Origin of the sequence: Variovorax sp. 278MFTsu5.1 (assembly GCF_048305045.1) — a bacterium.
In the GTDB taxonomy this organism is placed as follows: domain Bacteria; phylum Pseudomonadota; class Gammaproteobacteria; order Burkholderiales; family Burkholderiaceae_C; genus Variovorax; species Variovorax guangxiensis.
Window position 1 is genome coordinate 1,454,992 of the sequence record NZ_CP157622.1, and the last position, 22,850, is coordinate 1,477,841.

Here is a 22,850-nt window from a genome sequence, read left to right on the forward strand (position 1 = left end):
AGCCGCAGCGCCTAAACTCGCTGCCCATGTCCCTGTCCGAACTCTCCGCCCCGCCAGAACGCGTCGACATCCAGCTCGGCGACCGCAGCTATCCGATCCTGATCGGCGCCGGCCTGCTGGACGACCCGCGGAGCTTCGATGCCACGCCCGCCTCGGCCACGGCCCTGATCGTCAGCAACACCACGGTGGCGCCGCTCTATGCCAGGGCGCTGCAATCCGCCCTGGCGGGCCGGTTCCGGGCGGTCCGCCTGCTCGAGCTGCCCGACGGCGAGGCCTACAAGAACCTGCAGACGCTGAACCTGATCTTCGACGAGCTCCTGGGCCGTGGCAGCGACCGCAAGACCGTTCTTTTCGCGCTGGGCGGCGGGGTGGTCGGTGACATGACCGGCTTCGCGGCCGCCAGCTACATGCGCGGCGTGCCCTTCGTGCAGGTGCCGACCACGCTGCTGGCGCAGGTGGATTCCTCGGTCGGCGGCAAGACGGCCATCAACCATCCGCTGGGCAAGAACATGATCGGCGCGTTCTACCAGCCGCAGCTCGTGGTCTGCGACCTGGCGACGCTGCAGACGCTGCCCGCGCGCGAACTCAGCGCTGGCCTGGCCGAGGTCATCAAGTACGGCCCGATCCACGACATGGCCTTCCTCGACTGGATCGAGGCGAACGTCGATGCCCTCGTCGCGCGGGAGCCGGCCGCGCTGGCCCGCGCCGTCAAGCGCAGCTGCGAGATCAAGGCGCTGGTGGTCGGGCAGGACGAGCGCGAGACCGGGCTGCGGGCGATCCTCAACTTCGGCCACACCTTCGGCCACGCGATCGAATCGGGCCTCGGCTATGGCGAATGGCTGCACGGCGAGGCGGTGGGCTGCGGCATGGTGATGGCGGCACGGCTGTCGCAGCGGCTCGGCGGTGTCGATGCCGCCTTCGTCGAGCGGCTCACCCGGCTGATCGAGCGGGCCGGCCTGCCGACCGTCGGGCCCGCGCTGGGCGCCGACCGCTACCTGGAGCTGATGCGCGTCGACAAGAAGTCGGAGGCCGGCGAGATCCGCTTCGTGGTGATCGACCGCCCCGGCTCCGCGGTGGTCCGCAGCGCGCCCGACGCGCTCGTGCGCGAAGTGCTCGCCCAGAGCTGCGCGCCGCAATGAGCCTCGCGGCCTACGCCTGCCAGCCTGCGCGCTCGCGCGGCCGTCGGCATGCGGAGCCGCCCGCGCCCACGCGCGATGCCTTCCAGCGCGACCGCGACCGGATCGTGCATTCCACCGCTTTCCGCCGGCTGGTCTACAAGACGCAGGTGTTCCTGAACCACGAGGGCGACCTGTTTCGCACGCGGCTCACCCATTCGCTCGAGGTCGCCCAGTTGGGCCGGTCGATCGCGCGGGCGCTGCGCATCAACGAGGACCTGGTCGAGGCGATCGCCCTGGCGCACGACCTGGGCCACACGCCCTTCGGCCACGCCGGGCAGGACGCGCTCAACGACTGCATGGCCGGGCACGGGGGGTTCGAGCACAACCTGCAGAGCCTGCGCGTGGTCGATGCGCTGGAGCATCGCTATCCGCAATATGACGGCCTGAACCTGAGCTTCGAGACCCGCGAGGGCATCCTCAAGCACTGCTCGCGCGCGAACGCCGAGCGGCTGGAGGCGGCGGAGCCCAATGGCGTCGCCCGGCGTTTCCTCGACCGCAGCCAGCCGGGGCTGGAAGCCCAGCTGTGCAACCTGGCCGATGCCATCGCCTACAACGCCCATGACATCGACGACGGCGTGCGCTCGGGCCTCATCACCGTCGAGCAGCTGTCCGAGGTGGAACTGTTCGAGCGTCATCGCCGCGAGGCAGTGGCCGAGCATCCGCAGCTGCGGGGTCGCCGCGTCCTCTACGAAACCATCCGCCGCATGCTGAGCGCGCAGGTCTACGACGTGATCGACGCGACCCGCGCTGCGCTCGAAGCGCTCGCGCCGGGCGATTCCGACGCTGTGCGCAAGGCCCCGCCGGTCGTTTCGTTCAGCGAGACGATGCAGGCCCAGTCGGAAAACCTGAAGCGCTTTCTCTTCCGCAACCTCTACCGCCATCCCCAGGTCACCCAGACCACCGATCAGGCGCGGCAGGTGATGCGGGAACTGTTCGAGGCGTATCTGGAGCGCGGCTCCGAGATGCCGGCGTCCTATGCCGAGCGGCAGGACAGGCATCGCGCCGTGGCCGACTACATCGCCGGCATGACCGACCGCTTCGCCGTGCGCGAGCATGAGCGGCTGACCGGCCGTCGGGGCATCGCATGAGCGGCCAGGCCGGGCGCCCCCGCATTCCCGCTGCCGCGCTGGCCGTCCTGCTGGGCGGTGTCAGCGCAGCCTTGCACCTCGGCAAGCTGCCGCCCGCGGTGCCGGCGCTGCAGGCGTCGCTGGGCATCGATCTGGTCGAGGCGGGATTCCTGCTCTCGCTGGTGCAGGTCGCGAGCATGACGCTGGGGCTGCTGGTCGGCCTCGCGGCGGACACCATCGGCCTGCGACGCAGCATGCTGGCGGGGCTGGTCGTGCTGACGGTCGCCAGCCTGCTCGGCGGTGCGGCCGGCACCGGACTGGGCGGCGGCGGTGCGCATGCCGTGCAATGGCTGCTGGTGCTTCGCGCCGTGGAGGGCGTCGGCTTCCTGCTGGCGGTGATGCCGGGGCCGGGGCTGATCCGTGCGCTGACGCCGCCGGGCGCCGACAAGGCGGCGCTGGGCCTGTGGGGCGCCTACATGCCGCTGGGCGTGGCGCTCGCGCTGTTGCTCGGTCCGGCCCTGATCGCCTGGGGCGGCTGGGTGGACTGGTGGTGGGCGCTGTCGGCCGTGTCGGCCGGAGCGGCGCTCTGGCTCTGGATCGTGGTGCCCGCCGACCGGCTCCGGCCGGCCGCGGCAGGCCCGGCTTCGGGCGGATGGACGTCGCGGTTGCGCGCCACCGTCGGTGCGCGCGCACCCTGGCTGGTCGCGCTGACCTTTGCCGTGTATTCGTCGCAATGGATGGCGGTGATCGGCTTCCTGCCTGCCATCTACGCGGGCGCCGGTGTGCCGGCCGCGTGGAACGCGGTGCTCACCGCGCTCGCGGCGGCGATGAACATCGTCGGCAACGTCGCCGGCGGGCGCTGGCTGCAGCGCGGCGTGGCGCCCGACAGGCTGCTGCAGCTCGGTTTCCTGACGATGGCGCTGGGCGGCGTGGCCGCCTTCGCGCAGATGGGGCAGGGCGCCGACGCGTTGGGCCTGCCGCCTGTGCTGCGCTACATCGCCGTGTGCGCCTTCTCGCTGGGCGGCGGCATGGTACCGGCCACGCTGTTCCTGCTGGGCGTGCGGCTCGCGCCCGGGCCATCCACCGTGTCGACGACCGTCGGGCTGATGCAGCAGGCTTCCTCGCTGGGCCAGTTCCTGGCGCCGCCAGCGGTGGCCTGGCTGGCGCATCGCGTCGGCGGCTGGCACTGGACCTGGACGGCCACGCTGGCCTGCTCGCTGGTCGGCATGGCGATCGCACGGCGACTGGGGCGCATTCGCCCCGCTGCGGAGATGGCATGACGCTCCCGGCGACAATCGCAGCCCCCCAGGCCGAAGCCGATACGCGGCGCTGGCTGGAGCGCGCTGTGATCGGCCTCAACCTGTGCCCCTTCGCGAAGGCCGTGCACGTGAAAGGGCAGATCCATTACGCGGTGTACGAGCCCGCCGAGGAGGCCGACCTGATGGACGCACTGCTGGCCCAGGCCCGGGAACTCGTGGCGCTCGACGCCGCCGTGCGCGACACAACCCTTCTGATTGCACCGAACGCCTTGCCCGACTTCCTGGATTTCAACGACTTCACGGCGCGCGCCGAACGCCGGCTCGCCCATGCGGGATTCGACGGCGTGCTGCAGCTGGCGAGCTTCCATCCGCAGTTCCAGTTCGCCGGCACCGAGGCCGACGACATCGGCAACGCGACCAACCGCGCGCCGCATCCCACGCTGCATCTTCTGCGCGAGGACAGCGTGAGCCGCGCAGTCGAGGCCTTTCCAGAAGCCGAGGCGATCTTCGAGCGCAACATCGACACGCTCGAGGCACTGGGCGCGCAGGGCTGGGCCGAGCTGGACGTCGGGCCGGGGAGTGCCAAGCCATGAACACGAAGACCGCACCGAAGACGAACAAGGCCGCCAAGGCCGATGCCGAGCTGGCCGAGGTTCTGCGCCCCGGCCAGTCGGTCGAGCTGCTCAAGGAGCTTCACATCCTGACCCGCGAGGGCCGGCTCAACCAGGACTCGCGGCGCAAGCTCAAGCAGGTCTACCACCTGTTTCAGTTCATCGAGCAGCTGCTGCGCGAGCTGCCGGACGAAGGGGCCGGCGCCACGCTGGCCGACCACGGCGCTGGCAAGTCGTACCTGGGCTTCATCATCTACGACCTGTTCTTCCGGGCGCGATCAGGCGGGGGGCATGTCTACGGCATCGAGACGCGCGGCGAACTGGTCGAGCGCTCGCGCGAGCTGGCCAAGCGCCTTGGCTTCGAGCGCATGTCGTTCCTCAACCTCACGGTGGCCGAGTCCGCGCAGTCGGGCGAGCTGCCGGCGCAGATCGACGTGGTCACGGCGCTGCATGCCTGCGACACCGCCACCGACGACGCCATCGCCTTCGGCCTGGCCAAGAAGGCGCGCTGCATGGTGCTGGTGCCCTGCTGCCAGGCCGAGGTGGCCGCCTGCCTGCGCGAGACCAAGGCGCTGGCGCTCTCGCGCACGCCGCTGGCCGAGCTGTGGCGCCATCCGCTGCACACGCGCGAGATCGGCAGCCAGCTCACCAACGTGCTGCGCTGCCTGTACCTGGAAGCCAACGGCTACAGCGTTACCGTGACCGAACTGGTCGGCTGGGAGCACAGCATGAAGAACGAGCTGATCCTGGCGCGGTACACCGGGCAGCGAAAGGCGAGCGCGGCCGCGCGGCTACGCGAGCTGCTGGCGCAGTTCGGGCTCGACAGGCTGGGCGACACGCGCTTCAGCCTCGCCTGAACGCCGGCTCGCAGGCCGCCTGGCTCCATGGCCCGTCTTCCCCGTCTCACGCTGGCCGACGTGCCGCACCACGTGATCCAGCGCGGCAACAACCGCCAGCCGATCTTCATTGACCGCGCAGACCACGAGAAGCTGCTTGCCCTGCTGGCCGAAAGCGCCACGCGGTTCGGCATCGCGGTGCACGCCTACGTGCTGATGGACAACCACTTCCACCTGCTGGCCACGCCCGCGAGCGCCACCGGGCTGCCGCAGTTCATGCAGTCGGTCGGCCGCGCCTATGTGCGCTACTTCAACGACCGCCACGGCCGCAGCGGCACGCTCTGGGAAGGGCGCTACAGGTCGACGCTGATCCAGACCGAGCGCTACCTGCTGACCTGCATGGCCTACATCGACCTCAACCCCGTGCGGGCGGGCATGGTGGCTGAGGCGCGCGACTTCCCATGGTCCAGCCATGGCCACTACGCCGGCCTTCGGCACGACAAGCTGCTGACGCCGCATCCGCTGTACTGGGAACTCGGCAACACCCCGTTCGCCCGTGAGGCTGCGTATGTCGAACTGGTGCGCGCCGGGGTGCGCGCGGCCGATCAGAAGGCCTTGACCGAAGCCACGCTGCGGGGCTGGGCGGCTGGCGACGAGGATTTTCTCGACGGCCTGCAGAAGTCCACCGACCGCCGGGTGGTCAAAGCCAAGGCTGGGCGCCCGCCTTCGACTCCCCGATCCTGAGCAGGAAAAGCGGTCCATCCTTCGGGTGGACTGGCCTTTTTGCTCCTGTTCTTGATGTGTCCCTAATTTTATTCCTATCGAAAAACTCAAGATTTAAATGGAATCTGACCCCTATTAAAGTGTTTGGCATTCTTTGTGCAACGCAATATGCTCCGATTCCCTGCGAAAACTGAAGGAGCGCGCCATGACGACGGCTGCCGAGATCAAGCATCTCCAAGAACACGGTCTGTATTCCGCTGCCGACGAGCACGATGCCTGCGGCGTCGGCTTCGTTGCACACATCAAGGGCGAGAAGAGCCATGCCATCGTGCTGCAGGGCCTGAAGATTCTTGAAAACCTCGACCATCGCGGCGCAGTGGGCGCCGACAAGCTGATGGGCGACGGCGCCGGCATCCTGATCCAGCTGCCCGACCGTCTCTACCGTGAAGAAATGGCGAAGCAGGGCGTCACGCTGCCCCCGCCGGGCGAGTACGGCGTCGGCATGATCTTCCTGCCGAAGGAACACGCCTCCCGCGAGGCCTGCGAGCAGGAGATGGAGCGCGCGATCAAGGCCGAAGGCCAGGTGCTGCTGGGCTGGCGCGACGTGCCGGTCAACCGCGACATGCCCATGTCGCCCACCGTGCGCGAAAAGGAACCGCTGCTGCGCCAGGTCTTCATCGGCCGCGGCAACGACGTGATCGTGCAGGACGCGCTGGAACGCAAGCTCTACGTGATCCGCAAGACAGCCAGCGCCAACATCCAGCGCCTGAAGCTCAAGCACAGCAAGGAATACTACGTTCCCAGCATGTCGAGCCGCACCGTGGTCTACAAGGGCCTGCTGCTGGCCGACCAGGTCGGTACCTACTACCTCGACCTGCAGGACAAGCGCTGCGTCTCGGCCCTGGGCCTGGTGCACCAGCGCTTCTCGACCAACACCTTCCCCGAGTGGCCGCTGGCCCACCCGTACCGCTATGTCGCCCACAACGGCGAAATCAACACGGTCAAGGGCAACTACAACTGGATGAAGGCGCGCGAAGGCGTGATGTCCTCGCCGGTGCTGGGCGCCGACCTGCAGAAGCTCTACCCGATCAGCTTCGCCGGCCAGTCCGACACCGCCACCTTCGACAACTGCCTCGAGCTGCTGACGATGGCCGGCTACCCCATCAGCCAGGCCGTGATGATGATGATTCCCGAGCCCTGGGAACAGCACGCCACCATGGACCCGCGCCGCCGCGCGTTCTATGAATACCACGCCGCCATGCTCGAGCCTTGGGACGGCCCGGCCTCCATCGTGTTCACCGACGGCCGCCAGATCGGCGCGACGCTCGACCGCAACGGCCTGCGCCCCTCGCGCTACTGCGTGACCGACGACGACCTGGTCATCATGGCTTCCGAGTCGGGCGTGCTGCCCGTGCCCGAGCAGAAGATCGTGCGCAAGTGGCGCCTGCAGCCCGGCAAGATGTTCCTGATCGACCTGGAACAGGGCCGCCTGATCGACGACGAGGAGGTCAAGGCCAACCTCGCCAACAGCAAGCCCTACAAGCAGTGGATCGAGAACCTGCGCATCAAGCTCGACAGCGTGAAGGCGGAGGCCGCCGAGGCGGTCAAGGCGCCGCTGTCGCAGGTGCCGCTGCTCGACCGCCAGCAGGCCTTCGGCTACACCCAGGAAGACATCAAGTTCCTGATGAGCCCGATGGCGCAGGCGGGTGAAGAAGGCATCGGCTCCATGGGCAACGACAGCCCGCTGGCCGTGCTCTCGAGCAAGAACAAGCCGCTGTACAACTACTTCAAGCAGCTGTTCGCGCAGGTCACGAACCCGCCGATCGACCCGATCCGCGAAGCCATCGTGATGTCGCTGGTGTCCTTCATCGGCCCCAAGCCGAACCTGCTGGACATCAACCAGGTCAACCCGCCGATGCGGCTCGAAGTGAGCCAGCCGATCCTCGACTTCGCCGACATGGCGAAGCTGCGCGACATCGGCAAGTACACGCAGGGCAAGTTCAAGAGCTACGTGCTCGACATCACCTACCCGCTCGCGTGGGGCGACGAGGGCGTCGAAGCCAAGCTGGCGTCGCTGTGCGCCGAGGCCGTGGACGCCATCAAGGGCGGCAACAACATCCTGATCGTGAGCGACCGCGGCGTGAGCCCCACGCAGGTGGCGATTCCCGCCGTGCTGGCGCTGTCGGCCGTGCACCAGTACCTGGTGCGCGAGGGCTTGCGCACCACCGCCGGCCTGGTGGTCGAGACCGGCTCGGCGCGCGAGGTGCATCACTTCGGCGTGCTGGCGGGCTACGGCGCGGAAGCCGTGCACCCCTACCTCGCCATGGAGACGCTGGTGGCGATGCACGCCGACCTGCCGGGCGAGCTGAGCGCCGAGAAGGCGGTCTACAACTACGTCAAGGCCATCGGCAAGGGTCTGTCGAAGATCATGTCGAAGATGGGTGTCAGCACCTACATGAGCTATTGCGGCGCGCAGCTGTTCGAAGCCATCGGCCTGAACAGCGAGACGGTGAACAAATACTTCACCGGCACCGCCAGCCGTGTGGAAGGCATCGGCGTCTTCGAGATCGCCGAGGAAGCCATCCGCATGCACAAGGCTGCCTTCGGCAACGACCCGGTGCTCGCCAACATGCTCGACGCCGGCGGCGAATACGCCTGGCGCACGCGCGGCGAGGAGCACATGTGGACGCCCGACGCCATCGCCAAGCTGCAGCACAGCACGCGCTCCAACAACTGGAACACGTACAAGGAATACGCCCAGCTCATCAACGACCAGAACCGCCGCCACCTCACGCTGCGCGGCCTGTTCGAGTTCAGGATCGATCCGGCCAAGGCCATTCCGGTCGACGAGGTCGAGCCCGCGGCCGAGATCGTCAAGCGCTTCGCCACCGGCGCGATGTCGCTGGGCTCCATCAGCACCGAGGCGCACTCGGTGCTGGCCGTGGCCATGAACCGCATCGGCGGCAAGAGCAACACGGGCGAGGGCGGTGAAGACCCCGCGCGCTACCGCAACGAGCTCAAGGGCATCCCGATCAAGCAGGGCGACACGCTGCGCAGCATCGTGGGCGCCGAGAACGTCGAGGTCGACCTGCCGCTGAAGGACGGCGACTCGCTGCGCTCGCGCATCAAGCAGGTCGCGTCCGGCCGCTTCGGCGTCACGGCCGAATACCTGCACTCGGCCGACCAGATCCAGATCAAGATGGCGCAGGGCGCCAAGCCGGGCGAGGGCGGCCAGCTGCCGGGCGGCAAGGTCACGCAGTACATCGGCAAGCAGCGCTATGCCGTGCCGGGCGTGGGCCTCATCAGCCCGCCGCCGCACCACGACATCTACTCGATCGAAGACCTGGCGCAGCTCATCCACGACCTGAAGAACACCGCGCCGCACGCCAGCATCAGCGTGAAGCTGGTGAGCGAGATCGGCGTGGGCACCATCGCCGCGGGCGTCGCCAAGTGCAAGAGCGACCACGTCGTGATCGCCGGCCATGACGGCGGCACGGGCGCCTCGCCCTGGTCGTCGATCAAGCACGCGGGCAGCCCGTGGGAGATCGGCCTGGCCGAGACGCAGCAGACGCTGGTGCTCAACCGCCTGCGCAGCCGCATCCGCGTGCAGGCCGACGGCCAGATGAAGACCGGCCGCGACGTCGCCATCGGCGCGCTGCTGGGCGCCGACGAGTTCGGCTTCGCCACGGCGCCGCTGGTGGTCGAGGGCTGCATCATGATGCGCAAGTGCCACCTGAACACCTGCCCGGTGGGCGTGGCCACGCAGGACCCGGTGCTGCGCAAGAAGTTCTCGGGCAAGCCCGAGCACGTCGTCAACTACTTCTTCTTCGTCGCGGAAGAAGTGCGCCAGATCATGGCCCAGCTCGGCATCCGCAAGTTCGACGACCTGATCGGCCGCGCCGACCTGCTCGACATGCGCAAGGGTATCGAGCACTGGAAGGCCGCCGGCCTCGATTTCAGCCGCCTGTTCGCGCTGCCGAACGTGCCGGCCGACGTGCCGCGCTTCCACGTCGAGAACCAGGACCACGGCCTGGACAAGGCGCTGGACGTCAAGCTCATCGAGAAGTCGCGTCCGGCCATCGACAAGGGCGAGAAGGTGCAGTTCATCGAGGTGGCGCGCAACGTCAACCGCTCTGTGGGCGCGATGCTCTCGGGCGCGCTGACCAAGGTGCATCCGCAGGGCCTGCCCGACGACTCGATCCGCATCCAGCTCGAAGGCACGGGCGGCCAGTCGTTCGGCGCCTTCCTGGCGCGCGGCATCACGCTGTACCTGATCGGCGACGCCAACGACTACACCGGCAAGGGCCTCTCGGGCGGCCGCGTGGTGGTGCGCCCCAGCCTCGACTTCCGCGGTGAGGCAGCGCGCAACACCATCGTCGGCAACACCGCGCTGTACGGCGCGACCACCGGCGAGGCCTACCTGTGCGGCGTCGCCGGCGAGCGCTTCGCGGTGCGCCTTTCGGGCGCCACGGCGGTCATCGAAGGCACCGGCGACCACGGCTGCGAATACATGACCGGCGGCACGGTGGCCGTGCTCGGCAAGACAGGACGCAACTTCGCGGCCGGCATGAGCGGCGGCGTCGCCTTCGTGTACGACGAGGACGGCCAGTTCGCCACGCGCTGCAACCTCTCGATGGTCTCCCTCGAGAAGGTGCTGACCTCTGCCGAGCAGACCGCCAGCGTGCACCGCAAGATCTGGCACGGCGGCGAGACCGACGAGGCCCAGCTGAAGAAGCTGCTCGAAGAGCACCACCGCTGGACCGGCAGCAAGCGCGCGCGCGAACTGCTCGACAACTGGTCCGTGGCGCGCACCAAGTTCGTGAAGGTGTTCCCGAACGAATACAAGCGCGCGCTCGCCGAGCTGCACGACCGCAAGGTCGAACTCACGAGCAGCGGCAACAACGCGCACATCGGCCTGGAGCCGCACGCGCTGGCAGCCCCCGCGCCGCAGTCGGCCCCGGCTTCGGTCTGAGCGCCCGCGAGTAAGTACAGAGAACAAAGGAAAGCACGATGGGAAAGATCACCGGCTTCATGGAGCATGAGCGCATCGAGGAGGGCTACAAGCCCGTCGAGGAGCGCGTCAAGCACTACAAGGAATTCGTCGTCGGCCTGAGCAACGACCAGGCCAAGGTGCAGGGCGCGCGCTGCATGGACTGCGGCACGCCGTTCTGCAACAGCGGCTGCCCGGTCAACAACATCATTCCGGACTTCAACGACCTGGTGTACCGCAACGACTGGCAGAACGCCTTCGCGGTGCTCGACTCGACCAACAACTTCCCCGAGTTCACCGGCCGCATCTGCCCCGCGCCCTGCGAGGCGGCCTGCGTGCTCAACGTGAACGACGACGCGGTCGGCATCAAGTCGCTGGAGCACGCCATCATCGACCGCGCCTGGGACGAAGGCTGGGTGGCGCCGCGCGTCGCCAAGCACAAGACCGGCAAGAAGGTGGCGGTGGTGGGCTCCGGCCCGGCCGGCATGGCGGCGGCCCAGCAGCTGGCACGCGCCGGCCACGACGTGACGCTCTTCGAGAAGAACGACCGCGTCGGCGGCCTGCTGCGCTACGGCATTCCCGACTTCAAGATGGAGAAGTCGCACATCGATCGCCGCGTCGAGCAGATGAAGGCCGAAGGCGTGGTGTTCCGCACTGGCGTGATCGTCGGTGCCGCGAAGGATCCGCTGGGCAAGGGCTCCAAGGTCACCAACCTGGCCAAGGAAACCGTCACGCCCGAGCAGCTGCAGAAAGAGTTCGATGCCGTGCTGCTGACCGGCGGCGCCGAGCAGTCGCGCGACCTGCCCGTGCCCGGCCGCGACCTCGACGGCATCCACTTCGCGATGGAGTTCCTGCCGCAGCAGAACCGCGTCAACGCGGGCGACAAGGTCAAGGGCCAGCTGCGCGCCGACGGCAAGCACGTGATCGTCATCGGCGGCGGCGATACCGGCTCCGACTGCGTGGGTACCAGCAACCGCCATGGCGCGGTGAGCGTCACGCAGTTCGAGCTGATGCCGCAGCCGCCCGAGGAAGAGAACCGTCCGCTGACCTGGCCGTACTGGCCGATCAAGCTGCGCACCAGCTCCAGCCACGAAGAGGGCTGCGAGCGCGAGTTCGCGATCTCCACCAAGGAGTTCATCGGCGAAAAGGGCAAGGTCACCGGCCTGAAGACCGTTCGCGTCGAATGGAAGGACGGCAAGATGCAGGAAGTGGCCGGCAGCGAGCAGGTGCTCAAGGCCGACCTGGTGCTGCTCGCCATGGGTTTCGTGAGCCCCGTGGCCTCGGTGCTCGACGCCTTCGGCGTGGAGAAGGATGCACGCGGCAACGCCCGGGCGACGGTCGACTTCGTCGGCGGCTATGCCACCAACGTTCCGAAGGTCTTTGCGGCCGGCGACATCCGCCGCGGACAGTCGCTGGTGGTGTGGGCGATCCGCGAAGGCCGCCAGGCCGCGCGTTCGGTGGACGAGTTCCTGATGGGCTTCAGCGACCTGCCTCGCTGAGGAGAGGGTTCGCGGCGCCAGGGGCCTTTGTCCACGGGTTCCTGACGAGGGTCTGACGGCCGCCGCGCTGAATTTTGTTTCAGTTTCGCGGGGCCGGCCGCGGCCCCGTTATCATCCGCGTCAAACCGCATGCCGGGATGCTTGGAAAAGCGCCCCGGCTTTTTTATTGAGATGGACACCGCCACACCGCTGCCACATCCCTTCGTAGAGTTTCGCGACGTCAAGTTCGGCTATGGTGCGCGCACCATCCTCGACGGCGTCTCGTTCGCCGTACCGCGCGGCAAGGTGACGGCGCTGATGGGCGCATCGGGCGGCGGCAAGACCACGGTGCTGCGCCTGATCGGCGGACAGCAGAAGGCGCAGCGCGGCGAGGTGCTCTTCGACGGCAATGATGTCGGCAGGATGGATGCGAGCGCCCTCTACGCCGCGCGCCGGCGCATGGGCATGCTGTTCCAGTTCGGCGCGCTCTTCACCGACATGAGCGTGTTCGACAACGTGGCGTTCCCGCTGCGCGAGCACACGCAACTTTCCGAAGCGCTGGTGCGCGACGTGGTGCTCATGAAGCTCGACGCGGTCGGCCTGCGCGGTGCGCGCGACCTGATGCCCAGCGAGGTGTCGGGCGGCATGGCGCGGCGCGTGGCGCTGGCACGGGCCATCGCGCTCGACCCCGACCTCGTGATGTACGACGAGCCCTTCGCCGGACTCGACCCGATCTCTCTGGGTACGGCCGCGCGCCTCATCCGCCAGCTCAACGACGCGCTGGGGCTCACCAGCATCATCGTGTCGCACGACCTGGAAGAAACCTTCCGCATCGCCGACCACGTGATCATCCTGGCCAACGGCGGCATCGCCGCGCAGGGCACGCCGTCCGAGGTGCGCGAGAGCGCCGATCCGCTGGTCCATCAGTTCGTGAATGCGCTGCCCGACGGGCCGGTTCATTTCCATTACCCGGGCGTCAGCATCGAGGACGACTTCGGCAATGTCGAAGGAGGGCGCTCATGAGCGCCGCGCTGGGCCGCCCCGAGCAAGCGAAGGCCCCCTCGGGGGGCAGTGAGGACACGAAGTGCCGAACGTGGGGGCAAACATGACCTGGTGGAAGCCATCCGATGCCGGCTTTGCCACGCGCAGCCATCTGGCCAACCTCGGCTACGGCGCGAAGCTCTTCATGCGCCTGGTCGGTCCGGGCGCGCAGATCCTGCGCCGCTTCGGCCTGGTGCGCGACCAGATCCATTTCCTGGGCAACTACTCGCTGGCCATCATCGGCGTGTCGGGCCTGTTCGTGGGCTTCGTGCTCGGGCTGCAGATGTACTACGCGCTGCAGCGCTACGGGTCTTCCGAGGCGCTGGGCCTGCTGGTCGCGCTGAGCCTGGTGCGCGAGCTCGGTCCCGTGGTGGCGGCGCTGCTGTTCACCGGCCGTGCCGGCACCTCGCTGACGGCCGAGATCGGCCTGATGAAGGCCGACGAACAACTGAGCGCCATGGAGATGATGGCGATAGACCCCGTGCAGCGCGTGCTCGCGCCGCGCTTCTGGGCCGGCGTCATCACCATGCCGCTGCTGGCGGCGGTGTTCAGCGCCATTGGCATCATGGGCGGCTACGTGGTGGGCGTGCTGATGCTGGGCGTGGACCCCGGCGCGTTTTGGGCCCAGATGCAGGGCGGCGTCGACGTGTGGCGCGATGTCGGCAACGGCGTCATCAAGAGCATCGTCTTCGGCTTCACCGTGACCTTCATCGCGCTGCTGCAGGGCTACGAGGCCCAGCCCACGCCCGAGGGCGTATCGCGCGCGACCACGCGCACGGTGGTGACGGCGTCGCTGGCGGTGTTGGGCCTCGACTTCTTGTTGACCGCCATGATGTTCAGCATATGACCAGGCACACCCCCAGGCTTGCCCACTTCGTGTGGCCGCCAACCCCCTTGCAGGGGGCAACACCTGCAGCCCGGCCAAGCCGGTTCTGCGGTGTTCCCCGAATGAGCCAAACCGCTGGAATTTAGGAAGAGTCGATATGCAACGTTCCAACAACGACATCTGGGTCGGCCTGTTCGTCCTGATCGGCGCTGCTGCGCTGCTGTTCCTCGCGCTGCAGTCGGCCAACCTGCTGAGCCTGAACTTCCAGAAGACCTATTCGGTCACCGCGCGCTTCGACAACATCGGCGGCCTCAAGCCGCAGACCGCGGTGAAGAGCGCGGGCGTGGTGGTCGGGCGTGTGGAATCCATCTCCTTCAACGACAAGACCTTTCAGGCAGACGTCACTCTGGCTTTGCAAAACCGTTACAGTTTTCCCAAGGACAGTTCGCTCAAGATCCTGACCAGTGGCTTGCTCGGCGAGCAGTACATCGGAATCGAGGCGGGCGCCGAGGACAAGAACTTGCAAGCCGGCGACACCATCACCGCGACCCAATCGGCCGTGGTGCTGGAAAACCTGATCAGCCAGTTCCTGTACAGCAAGGCGGCGGAGGGAAATTCCACGCCTGGAACAGCCAATAAGAAATGAAAACACGATCTTCTTTGTCTTTTGCTATGAATAGCGTAGCAAGCCGGACCCGCTGGATTGGCGCCGGCGCGGTACTCGCCCTGGCCGCCGGTTGTGCGACCGGCCCCAACGCCAACCCCGCCGATCCCCTCGAGCCGTTCAACCGGGGTGTCTCGCGCTTCAACGACGCCGTCGACGATGCCGTGCTGGTGCCCGCGGCCACGGCCTACCAGAACGCGCTGCCCTCCATGGTGCGCACCGGCGTGAACAACTTCTTCAACAACATCGGTGACGTCTGGAACCTCGTCAACAACGTGGCCCAGCTCAAGCTGCAGAACAGTGCCGAGACCTTCATGCGGCTGAACGTCAACACCATCTTCGGCCTCGGCGGTGTGCTGGACGTGGCGACCGAAGCGCGCCTCCCGCGCCACGAGGAAGACTTCGGCCAGACCCTGGGCTACTGGGGCGTGGGTTCCGGCCCGTACGTGGTGCTGCCGCTGCTGGGCTCCTCCACGCTGCGCGACACCGCCGCCAAGCCGCTCGACATGTGGGGCGACCCGCTGGGCTACGTGGAGGACATCCCCTGGCGCAATTCGCTGACGGTGCTGCGCGTCGTCGACACGCGCTCGCAGTACCTGCGCGCGAGCCGCCTGCTTGGCGACGCGGCGCTCGACAAGTATTCGTTCACGCGCGATGCGTACCTGCAGCGCCGCCGCAGCCAGGTCTACGACGGCAACCCGCCCGACGATGGCGGCGGCATGGACAAGGGTGCCGACAAATAAAGACGACGCAAGGGAGGGCAGCCCGCTTGCATCCGGTTGCAAGGCTTCACCTCCCGGACAGGAACCCCGTCGGCCCCGTGGGGCTCGAATCCGTTCCTGTCTCAGCAGCCGGTTTTCCGGGTGCCTGCGGATTTTCAAACTTGAATGAGGGACTCTCCATGAACAACAAGACCCTGCAACGTCGCGATCTCGGCCGCCTGGCTCTGGCCGGCGCACTGCTGTTCAGTGCCGCCGTCGCCTTCGTCCAGCCCGCCCGTGCCGCCGACGAGGCGCCCGACGCACTGGTCAAGCGCCTGTCGACCGACGTGCTCGAGACGATCAAGGCCGACTCGTCCATCAAGTCGGGCGACGTCAACAAGATCATGGTGCTGGTCGACAGCAAGATCATGCCGAACGTCAACTTCCAGCGCATGACCGCCTCTGCCGTCGGCCCGGCCTGGCGTACCGCCACCCCCGAGCAGCAGAAGCGCCTGCAGGACGAGTTCAAGGCCCTGCTGGTCCGCACCTACGCCGGCGCGCTCGACCAGGTGACCGACCAGACCGTCACCGTGCGTCCGTTCCGCGGCTCGCCCGACGACAAGGACGTGCTGGTGCGCACCGAGGTCCGCGGCCGCGGCGATCCGGTCCAGCTCGACTACCGCCTCGAGAAGACCCCCGGCCAGGGCGCCGGCTGGAAGGTCTACAACCTGAACGTGCTGGGCGTCTGGCTGGTCGATACCTACCGCACCCAGTTCGCGCAGGAAATCAACAAGAGCGGCATCGACGGCCTGATTACCGCGCTGGCCGCGCGCAACAAGGGCAACGGCAAGAGCTGAGCCGGAGCCGCGCGACATGCTGGTCCTGCCCGCCCGACTGACCCATGACGAAGCCCCCGCCTGCATGCGCATGCTGCAGCAGGGGCTCAAGGGCCAGGCCGACTCGTCGTCCACCGTGGTCGACGCGACGGCGCTGACCCAGTTCGATTCATCGGCGCTGGCCGTGCTGCTCGAATGCCGGCGCGAATCGAGCGCGCTGGGGCGCGGTTTCTCCGTCAAGGGGCTCTCGCCCCGGCTGCGCGAACTGGCTGCCCTCTACGGCATTGCCGGACTTTTGCCCGCCGCGCCCTGACCCGTCGGACCCGGCCGGGGCCGCATGAGGGTATCGGGCCGCTGCCCGGCAGCTTGTAAAGCGGCACCTTAAAATCGCGGGCTCCCATGCCCGCGATCTCATTCCAGTCGGTCTCCAAGACCTATCCCCCCTCCAGACAGCAGAAGGCCCAGGGCAAGCCGGGGCTCAAGGCGGTCGACGAGGTCAGCTTCCAGATCGAGGAGGGCGAGTTCTTCGGCCTGCTCGGCCCGAACGGCGCGGGAAAGACCACCCTGATCAGCATGCTCGCGGGCCTTTCGCGGCCTACGGCGGGTGCCATCAGCGTCCACGGATTCGACGTGCAGCGCGAGTACGCGCAGGCGCGCCGCCAGCTCGGCATCGTGCCGCAGGAGTTGGTGTTCGACCCCTTCTTCAACGTGCGCGAGTCGCTGCGCATCCAGTCGGGCTACTTCGGCATCACCAACAACGAAGCCTGGATCGACGAGCTGCTGCAGAGCCTGGGCCTGGCCGACAAGGCCACGGCCAACATGCGCCAGCTCTCCGGCGGCATGAAGCGCCGCGTGCTCGTGGCGCAGGCGCTGGTGCACAAGCCGCCGGTGATCGTGCTCGACGAGCCCACCGCCGGCGTTGACGTCGAGCTGCGCCAGACGCTGTGGCAGTTCGTCGCCAGGCTCAACAAGCAGGGCAGCACCGTGCTGCTCACCACCCATTACCTCGAAGAGGCCGAGGCGCTGTGCAGCCGCATCGCGATGCTCAAGCTGGGCAAGGTGATCGCGCTCGACCGCACCAGCGAGCTGCTGAAGTCGGCAGCGAGCAACGTGCTGCGATTCAAGACCGACGCCATGCTGCCCTGGGCCATCGCGCAGCATGCGCGCATCACCGGGCGCATCGTGCAGCTGCCGGCGCAGAACGCCCATGAAGTCGAACAACTGCTGGCCGCCATTCGCGAAGCCGGCGTCACGGTGGAAGACGTGGAAATGCGCAAGGCCGACCTGGAAGACGTGTTCATCGACCTGATGGCCGGCGAGCAGACCCCGCTGGAGGTGGCGCGATGATGGCCGTGACGGGTTGGCGCGCGCTGCTCTACAAGGAAACGCTGCGCTTCTGGAAGGTCGGCTTCCAGACCGTGGGCGCGCCGGTGCTCACCGCGCTGCTGTACCTGATGGTGTTCGGCCACGTGCTCGAAGACCACGTGAAGGTCTACGGCACGGTCGGCTACACCGCCTTCCTCGTTCCGGGCCTGGTGATGATGAGCGTGCTGCAGAACGCCTTCGCCAACAGCTCGTCCTCGATCATCCAGAGCAAGATCATGGGCAACCTGGTCTTCGTGCTGCTCACTCCTCTTTCGCACTGGGGCTGGTTCTTCGCCTACGTGGGCTCGTCGGTCATCCGCGGGCTGGCGGTGGGGCTGGGCGTGTTCGTGGTGACGGTGCTGTTCGCGCAGCCGAGCTTCGTCGCGCCGGTGTGGATCCTGGTGTTCGCGCTGCTGGGCTCGGCCATGCTGGGCACGCTGGGGCTCATCGCCGGGCTCTGGGCCGAGAAGTTCGACCAGATGGCGGTGTTCCAGAATTTCCTGATCATGCCCATGACCTTCCTGTCGGGCGTGTTCTATTCGATCGGCTCGCTGCCGCCGTTCTGGCAGAACGTCAGCCACCTGAACCCGTTCTTCTACATGATCGACGGCTTCCGCTACGGCTTCTTCGGCGTGAGCGACGCCTCGCCCTGGCTCAGCCTGGGCATCGTCGGCACTGCGTGGCTGGTGGTGAGTGCCATCGCCATCCATCTCCTGCGCATCGGCTACAAAATCAGAGGCTGAACGCCTCCTTCCACGACTCCCATGACCGCTGACCAGCTCCAAGCCATCATCACCGCCCACCTGCCGTGCGAGCACATCTCGCTGGAGGGCGATGGCCGACATTGGTACGCGACCATCGTCTCGGCCGAATTCGAGGGCAAGCGCTCGATCCAGCGCCACCAGCGGGTCTACGCCACCCTGGGTGCGAAAATGCACACCGACGAGGTGCATGCGCTTTCGATGAAGACATACACGCCGGCCGAATGGGCGGCGGTGGAAAAATGACTCCCTGGCCCCTGGCGGCCTCCTGATTTCGCTGGAACTTCGATGGACAAACTTCTGATTCGCGGCGGGCGAGAGCTCCGCGGCGAAGTACTCATTTCCGGCGCCAAGAACGCAGCGCTGCCCGAGCTGTGCGCGGCCCTGCTGACCGACGAGCCCGTGGTGCTGCACAACGTGCCGCGCCTGCAGGACGTGTCGACGATGCTCAAGCTGGTACGAAACATGGGCGTTTCGGCCGAGCGCGATGACAACGGCACCGTGCAACTCAACGCGGCCGAACTCACCAGGCCGGAAGCGCCCTACGAGCTGGTCAAGACCATGCGCGCCTCGGTGCTGGCCCTGGGCCCGCTGCTGGCGCGCTTCGGCCACGCCAAGGTGTCGCTGCCGGGCGGCTGTGCGATCGGCTCGCGGCCGGTCGACCAGCACATCAAGGGCCTGCAGGCCATGGGCGCCGAGATCGTGGTCGACCACGGCTACATGGTCGCGCGCCTGCCGGCGGGGCGCACGCGGCTGAAGGGCGCGCGCATCCTGACCGACATGGTCACCGTCACCGGCACCGAGAACTTCCTCATGGCCGCCGCGCTGGCCGAGGGCGAGACGCTGCTGGAGAACGCCGCGCAGGAGCCCGAGATCGTCGACCTGGCAGAGATGCTGATCCGCATGGGCGCGAAGATCGAAGGCCACGGCACCAGCCACATCCGCATCCAGGGCGTCGAGAAGCTGCACGGCTGCGAGCACGCCGTGGTGGCCGACCGCATCGAGGCCGGCACCTTCATGTGCGCCGTTGCGGCCACGGGTGGCGAGGCCTTCCTGCGCCACGCGCGTGGCGACCACCTCGACGCCGTGATCGACAAGCTGCGCGACGCCGGCTGCACCGTCAAGTCCGAGAAGGACGGCGTGCGCATCGCGTCCAGGGGGCCGGCGTACGAGCACCTGAAGGCGCAGAGCTTCAGCACCACTGAATACCCGGGCTTCCCGACCGACATGCAGGCCCAGTTCATGGCCCTGAACGTGATCGCGCGCGGCGCCTCGATGGTCACCGAGACCATCTTCGAGAACCGCTTCATGCACGTGAACGAGATGGTGCGCCTGGGCGCCCACATCCACGTCGAAGGCAAGGTGGCGATGGTCGAGGGCGTGCAGCAGCTCTCGGGCGCCACCGTGATGGCCACCGACCTTCGCGCGTCCGCCAGCCTCGTCATCGCCGGCCTCGTGGCCGAGGGCGAGACGCTGGTCGACCGCATCTACCACCTCGACCGGGGCTACGACCGCATGGAAGCCAAACTGCGCGGCCTCGGCGCCGACATCGAACGACTGACCGGAGCCGCAGCCGCATGATTACCTTGGCGCTTTCCAAAGGCCGGATCTTCGAGGAGACGATGCCCCTGCTGGCCGCCGCCGGCATCGAGGTCACCGAAGACCCCGAGAAGTCGCGCAAGCTCATCCTCGGGACCACCCGTCCCGACGTGCGCGTGGTGCTGGTGCGCGCCTCCGACGTGCCCACCTACGTGCAGTACGGCGGCGCCGACCTCGGCGTGACCGGCCTCGACGTCTTGCTCGAGCACGGCAACCAGGGCCTGTACCAGCCGCTGGACCTGCGCATCGCCGCCTGCCGCCTGAGCGTGGCCGTGCGCGCCGACTACGACTACGCCTCGGCCGTGAAGCAGGGCTCGCGCCTGCGCGTGGCCACCAAGTACGTGGGCCTGGCACGCGACTTCTTCGCGAGCAAGGGCGTGCACGTCGACCTGATCAAGCTCTACGGCAGCATGGAGCTCGCGCCGCTCACCGGCCTGGCCGACGCCATCGTCGACCTGGTCTCCACCGGCAACACGCTCAAGGCCAACCACCTCGTCGAGGTGGAGCGGATCATGGACATCAGCGCCCGCCTGGTGGTGAACCAGGCCGCGCTCAAGCTCAAGCGCGAGCCCATCCGCCACATCATCGACGCCTTCGCCTCTGCCATTCCTTCCGCCTGAAACCTTCCGTCCCGTTCCATGACCTCGAAAGCAGCCCCCCTCCGCCTGTCCACGACTTCAGCCAGCTTCGATGCTGAATTCAAGGCGCGGCTGCATTGGTCGGCGGACGCCGACGCGGCCATCGAGAAGGTGGTGGCGGACATCCTAGGCGACGTGCAGAAGCGCGGCGACGAGGCGGTGCTCGAGTACACCCGCCGCTTCGACGGCCTCGGCGCAGCCACCATGTCCGAGCTCGAACTGACGCAGGCCGATTTCAAGGAAGCCTTCGATTCGCTGCCCGCCGCACAGCGCGATGCGCTGCAGTCCGCCGCCGACCGCGTGCGCAGCTATCACGAGGCCCAGAAGAAGGCCAGCGGCGAGAGCTGGAGCTACCGCGACGCGGACGGCACGCTGCTGGGCCAGAAGGTCACGCCGCTCGACCGCGTCGGCATCTACGTGCCGGGCGGCAAGGCAGCCTATCCGTCGAGCCTGCTGATGAACGCGATCCCGGCCCACGTGGCCGGCGTCGGCGAAATCATCATGGTGGTCCCGACGCCCGTGAAGGGCAGCGTGGCGACGGGCGGCGCGGGCGGGCAATCGTCCACGAAGGGCGAGCGCAACGTGCTGGTGCTCGCCGCCGCCTACGTGGCCGGCGTGACCCGCGCGTTCACCATCGGCGGCGCCCAGGCCGTGGCCGCGCTGGCCTACGGCACCGCCACCATTCCCGCCGTCGACAAGATCACCGGCCCCGGCAACGCCTACGTGGCCGCCGCCAAGCGCCGGGTGTTCGGCACCGTGGGCATCGACATGATCGCGGGCCCCAGCGAGATCCTGGTGCTGGCCGACGGCACCACGCCGCCCGAGTGGGTGGCGATGGATCTGTTCAGCCAGGCCGAGCACGACGAACTTGCCCAGAGCATCCTGCTGTGCCCCGACGCCGCCTACATCGACCGCGTGCAGGCCGAGATCGACCGCCTGCTGCCCACGATGCCGCGCGCGGAAATCATCGCCGCCTCGCTCAACGGCCGCGGCGCGCTGATCCACACGAGGAGCATGGAAGAGGCCTGCGAGATCAGCAACCGCATCGCCCCCGAGCACCTGGAAGTCAGCAGCAGCGAGCCGAACCGCTGGGAGCCGCTGCTGCGCCACGCCGGCGCGATCTTCCTGGGGGCCTTCACGAGCGAGAGCCTGGGCGACTACTGCGCGGGTCCGAACCACGTGCTGCCCACCAGCGGCACCGCGCGCTTCTCGAGCCCGCTGGGCGTGTACGACTTCCAGAAGCGCTCCAGCCTGATCGAGGTCAGCGAGGCCGGCGCCCAGGTGCTGGGCCCGATCGCCGTGACGCTGGCCGAGGGCGAGGGCCTGCAGGCGCACGCCGAGGCCGCCCGGATGCGGCTGCGTAAGATCTGAAGTCCAACAACAACCCGCATGCGGGGGGAGCACGCCTGATGATCGATCGTTCTTTCGGTTCGCATTTCACCGGTTTCGTCGGTTTCTTCGGTTCGCGCCTGTTCAGGTTCGCTGCCACGGCCATCGCCGGTGCCGCGCTGCTGGCGGCCTGCAGCCAGATGCCGCAGGCGCCGCGCGAATCGGTGGCCGCCACGGCCACGCCCAGCGCCGCACCCGCGGCGCCCGCGCCGCAGCTCGGCACGCAGTGGGGCGAGGGCATCGAGTCGAAGACCCGCACGGTCGTCACCAAGCGCCTTTCCGACCAGCCCGACGACATGGCCTCGCTGGGCTACAACGAAGCTCCCGCCGTGCGCCGCGCGGTGGGCGGCAACCCCGAGCGGCGCCTGAGCCTGATGCTGGCCGACGGCGACGTCGAATGGTCGGTGCTGGACGAGGACGGCCGTCCGCTGCCGCTGCAGCGCGCTCGCCGCGGCGCCGGTGGCGACGAGATGTTCCGCCTGGCCGGCGTCGAAGGCTCGCGCTACACGCTGCGCTTTCGCAACCTCAGCGAGCGCAGCTACGAAGTGATCGCCACGGTCGACGGCCTGGACGTGCTCAGCGGCAAGCTTGGCAGCCTGCGCAACGGCGGCTACGTGCTGCAGCCGCTGCAGTCGCTGACCATCGAGGGATTCCGCAAGAGCCAGAACGAGGTGGCGGCCTTCCGCTTCTCCGCGCCCGGCCGCGCCTATGCCGCCAACACCGAGGCCGGCGACGTGCGCAACATCGGCGTGATCGGCGCCGCGCTGTTCGAGCTCGAGGAGCGCAACGCGCCCCGCCGCCAGCGTCGCGACGCCGCGCCGCAGCAGCCCAGCGCCTTCCCCGCCGACGGTGCCTACGCGCCGCCGCCGCGCTACCGCAAGTGAGCCC

21 protein-coding genes are annotated in these 22,850 nt (G+C 68.0%); all 21 read left to right on the plus strand.

The annotated features are described in order from the left end of the window. Positions 1 to 26 precede the first annotated feature (26 nt). The 21 genes from aroB (at position 27) to ABL844_RS06435 (ending at position 22,846) form a co-directional block, all read left to right on the plus strand. Positions 27 to 1,139: a 3-dehydroquinate synthase gene (gene aroB / locus ABL844_RS06335; RefSeq protein ID WP_418130785.1), complete on the plus strand. Its 1,113-nt coding sequence runs from the start codon at positions 27 to 29 to the stop codon at positions 1,137 to 1,139. Further along, positions 1,136 to 2,266 carry a deoxyguanosinetriphosphate triphosphohydrolase gene (locus ABL844_RS06340; protein ID WP_418130786.1) on the plus strand — a complete coding sequence of 377 codons (1,131 nt, stop codon included), beginning with the start codon at positions 1,136 to 1,138 and terminating at the stop codon, positions 2,264 to 2,266. Before aroB ends, ABL844_RS06340 begins: the two co-directional genes overlap by 4 nt. Next, complete coding sequence (locus ABL844_RS06345) at positions 2,263 to 3,525, plus strand: CynX/NimT family MFS transporter (RefSeq protein WP_418130787.1); 1,263 nt, start codon at positions 2,263 to 2,265, stop codon at positions 3,523 to 3,525. The genes ABL844_RS06340 and ABL844_RS06345 overlap by 4 nt, the downstream gene beginning before the upstream one ends. Then, the gene (locus ABL844_RS06350; protein ID WP_418130788.1) at positions 3,522 to 4,097 is read left to right on the plus strand and encodes a DUF1415 domain-containing protein; all 576 of its coding nucleotides are present in this window, start codon (positions 3,522 to 3,524) and stop codon (positions 4,095 to 4,097) included. Before ABL844_RS06345 ends, ABL844_RS06350 begins: the two co-directional genes overlap by 4 nt. Next, entirely contained in the window at positions 4,094 to 4,972 is an 879-nt protein-coding gene (locus tag ABL844_RS06355; protein WP_126022991.1) for a class I SAM-dependent methyltransferase, read from the plus strand. The genes ABL844_RS06350 and ABL844_RS06355 overlap by 4 nt, the downstream gene beginning before the upstream one ends. 27 nt (positions 4,973 to 4,999) lie before the next feature. Beyond that, positions 5,000 to 5,695: a transposase gene (locus ABL844_RS06360; protein WP_418130789.1), complete on the plus strand. Its 696-nt coding sequence runs from the start codon at positions 5,000 to 5,002 to the stop codon at positions 5,693 to 5,695. Between the two features lie 184 nt (positions 5,696 to 5,879). Next, a complete protein-coding gene (locus tag ABL844_RS06365; RefSeq protein ID WP_418130790.1) occupies positions 5,880 to 10,646 on the plus strand; it encodes a glutamate synthase-related protein in 4,767 nt (1,588 codons plus the stop codon). A gap of 38 nt (positions 10,647 to 10,684) precedes the next feature. Beyond that, the gene (locus ABL844_RS06370) at positions 10,685 to 12,163 is read left to right on the plus strand and encodes a glutamate synthase subunit beta (protein WP_126022994.1); all 1,479 of its coding nucleotides are present in this window, start codon (positions 10,685 to 10,687) and stop codon (positions 12,161 to 12,163) included. Positions 12,164 to 12,334: 171 nt separating this feature from the next. Beyond that, positions 12,335 to 13,165: an ABC transporter ATP-binding protein gene (locus tag ABL844_RS06375; protein WP_418119329.1), complete on the plus strand. Its 831-nt coding sequence runs from the start codon at positions 12,335 to 12,337 to the stop codon at positions 13,163 to 13,165. Positions 13,166 to 13,247: 82 nt separating this feature from the next. After that, a complete protein-coding gene (gene mlaE / locus ABL844_RS06380; RefSeq protein ID WP_184635095.1) occupies positions 13,248 to 14,030 on the plus strand; it encodes a lipid asymmetry maintenance ABC transporter permease subunit MlaE in 783 nt (260 codons plus the stop codon). A gap of 136 nt (positions 14,031 to 14,166) precedes the next feature. Continuing rightward, positions 14,167 to 14,655, plus strand: a complete 489-nt coding sequence (gene mlaD / locus ABL844_RS06385) for an outer membrane lipid asymmetry maintenance protein MlaD (RefSeq protein ID WP_019654418.1) — start codon at positions 14,167 to 14,169, stop codon at positions 14,653 to 14,655. 26 nt (positions 14,656 to 14,681) lie between these two features. Beyond that, positions 14,682 to 15,416 carry a VacJ family lipoprotein gene (locus ABL844_RS06390; RefSeq protein WP_206169519.1) on the plus strand — a complete coding sequence of 245 codons (735 nt, stop codon included), beginning with the start codon at positions 14,682 to 14,684 and terminating at the stop codon, positions 15,414 to 15,416. 158 nt (positions 15,417 to 15,574) lie between these two features. Continuing rightward, positions 15,575 to 16,231, plus strand: coding sequence for an MlaC/ttg2D family ABC transporter substrate-binding protein (locus ABL844_RS06395; protein WP_126022998.1), 657 nt, complete (start codon positions 15,575 to 15,577; stop codon positions 16,229 to 16,231). 16 nt (positions 16,232 to 16,247) lie between these two features. Beyond that, positions 16,248 to 16,523 (plus strand): STAS domain-containing protein, encoded by a 276-nt coding sequence (locus tag ABL844_RS06400; protein WP_093196373.1) that lies wholly within the window; start codon positions 16,248 to 16,250, stop codon positions 16,521 to 16,523. A gap of 86 nt (positions 16,524 to 16,609) precedes the next feature. Continuing rightward, a complete protein-coding gene (locus ABL844_RS06405) occupies positions 16,610 to 17,557 on the plus strand; it encodes an ABC transporter ATP-binding protein (protein WP_126023000.1) in 948 nt (315 codons plus the stop codon). Positions 17,558 to 17,562: 5 nt separating this feature from the next. Continuing rightward, positions 17,563 to 18,318, plus strand: coding sequence for an ABC transporter permease (locus ABL844_RS06410; protein WP_418120442.1), 756 nt, complete (start codon positions 17,563 to 17,565; stop codon positions 18,316 to 18,318). 21 nt (positions 18,319 to 18,339) lie between these two features. Further along, the gene (locus tag ABL844_RS06415) at positions 18,340 to 18,582 is read left to right on the plus strand and encodes a BolA family protein (RefSeq protein WP_019654412.1); all 243 of its coding nucleotides are present in this window, start codon (positions 18,340 to 18,342) and stop codon (positions 18,580 to 18,582) included. Between the two features lie 42 nt (positions 18,583 to 18,624). Next, the gene (gene murA, locus ABL844_RS06420) at positions 18,625 to 19,917 is read left to right on the plus strand and encodes a UDP-N-acetylglucosamine 1-carboxyvinyltransferase (RefSeq protein WP_184635101.1); all 1,293 of its coding nucleotides are present in this window, start codon (positions 18,625 to 18,627) and stop codon (positions 19,915 to 19,917) included. Next, complete coding sequence (gene hisG, locus ABL844_RS06425) at positions 19,914 to 20,555, plus strand: ATP phosphoribosyltransferase (RefSeq protein ID WP_093196366.1); 642 nt, start codon at positions 19,914 to 19,916, stop codon at positions 20,553 to 20,555. The genes murA and hisG overlap by 4 nt, the downstream gene beginning before the upstream one ends. Before the next feature lie 18 nt (positions 20,556 to 20,573). Beyond that, the gene (gene hisD, locus ABL844_RS06430; protein WP_418130791.1) at positions 20,574 to 21,944 is read left to right on the plus strand and encodes a histidinol dehydrogenase; all 1,371 of its coding nucleotides are present in this window, start codon (positions 20,574 to 20,576) and stop codon (positions 21,942 to 21,944) included. A 38-nt stretch (positions 21,945 to 21,982) separates the two neighbouring features. Further along, complete coding sequence (locus tag ABL844_RS06435) at positions 21,983 to 22,846, plus strand: hypothetical protein (RefSeq protein WP_418130792.1); 864 nt, start codon at positions 21,983 to 21,985, stop codon at positions 22,844 to 22,846. Positions 22,847 to 22,850 lie beyond the last annotated feature (4 nt).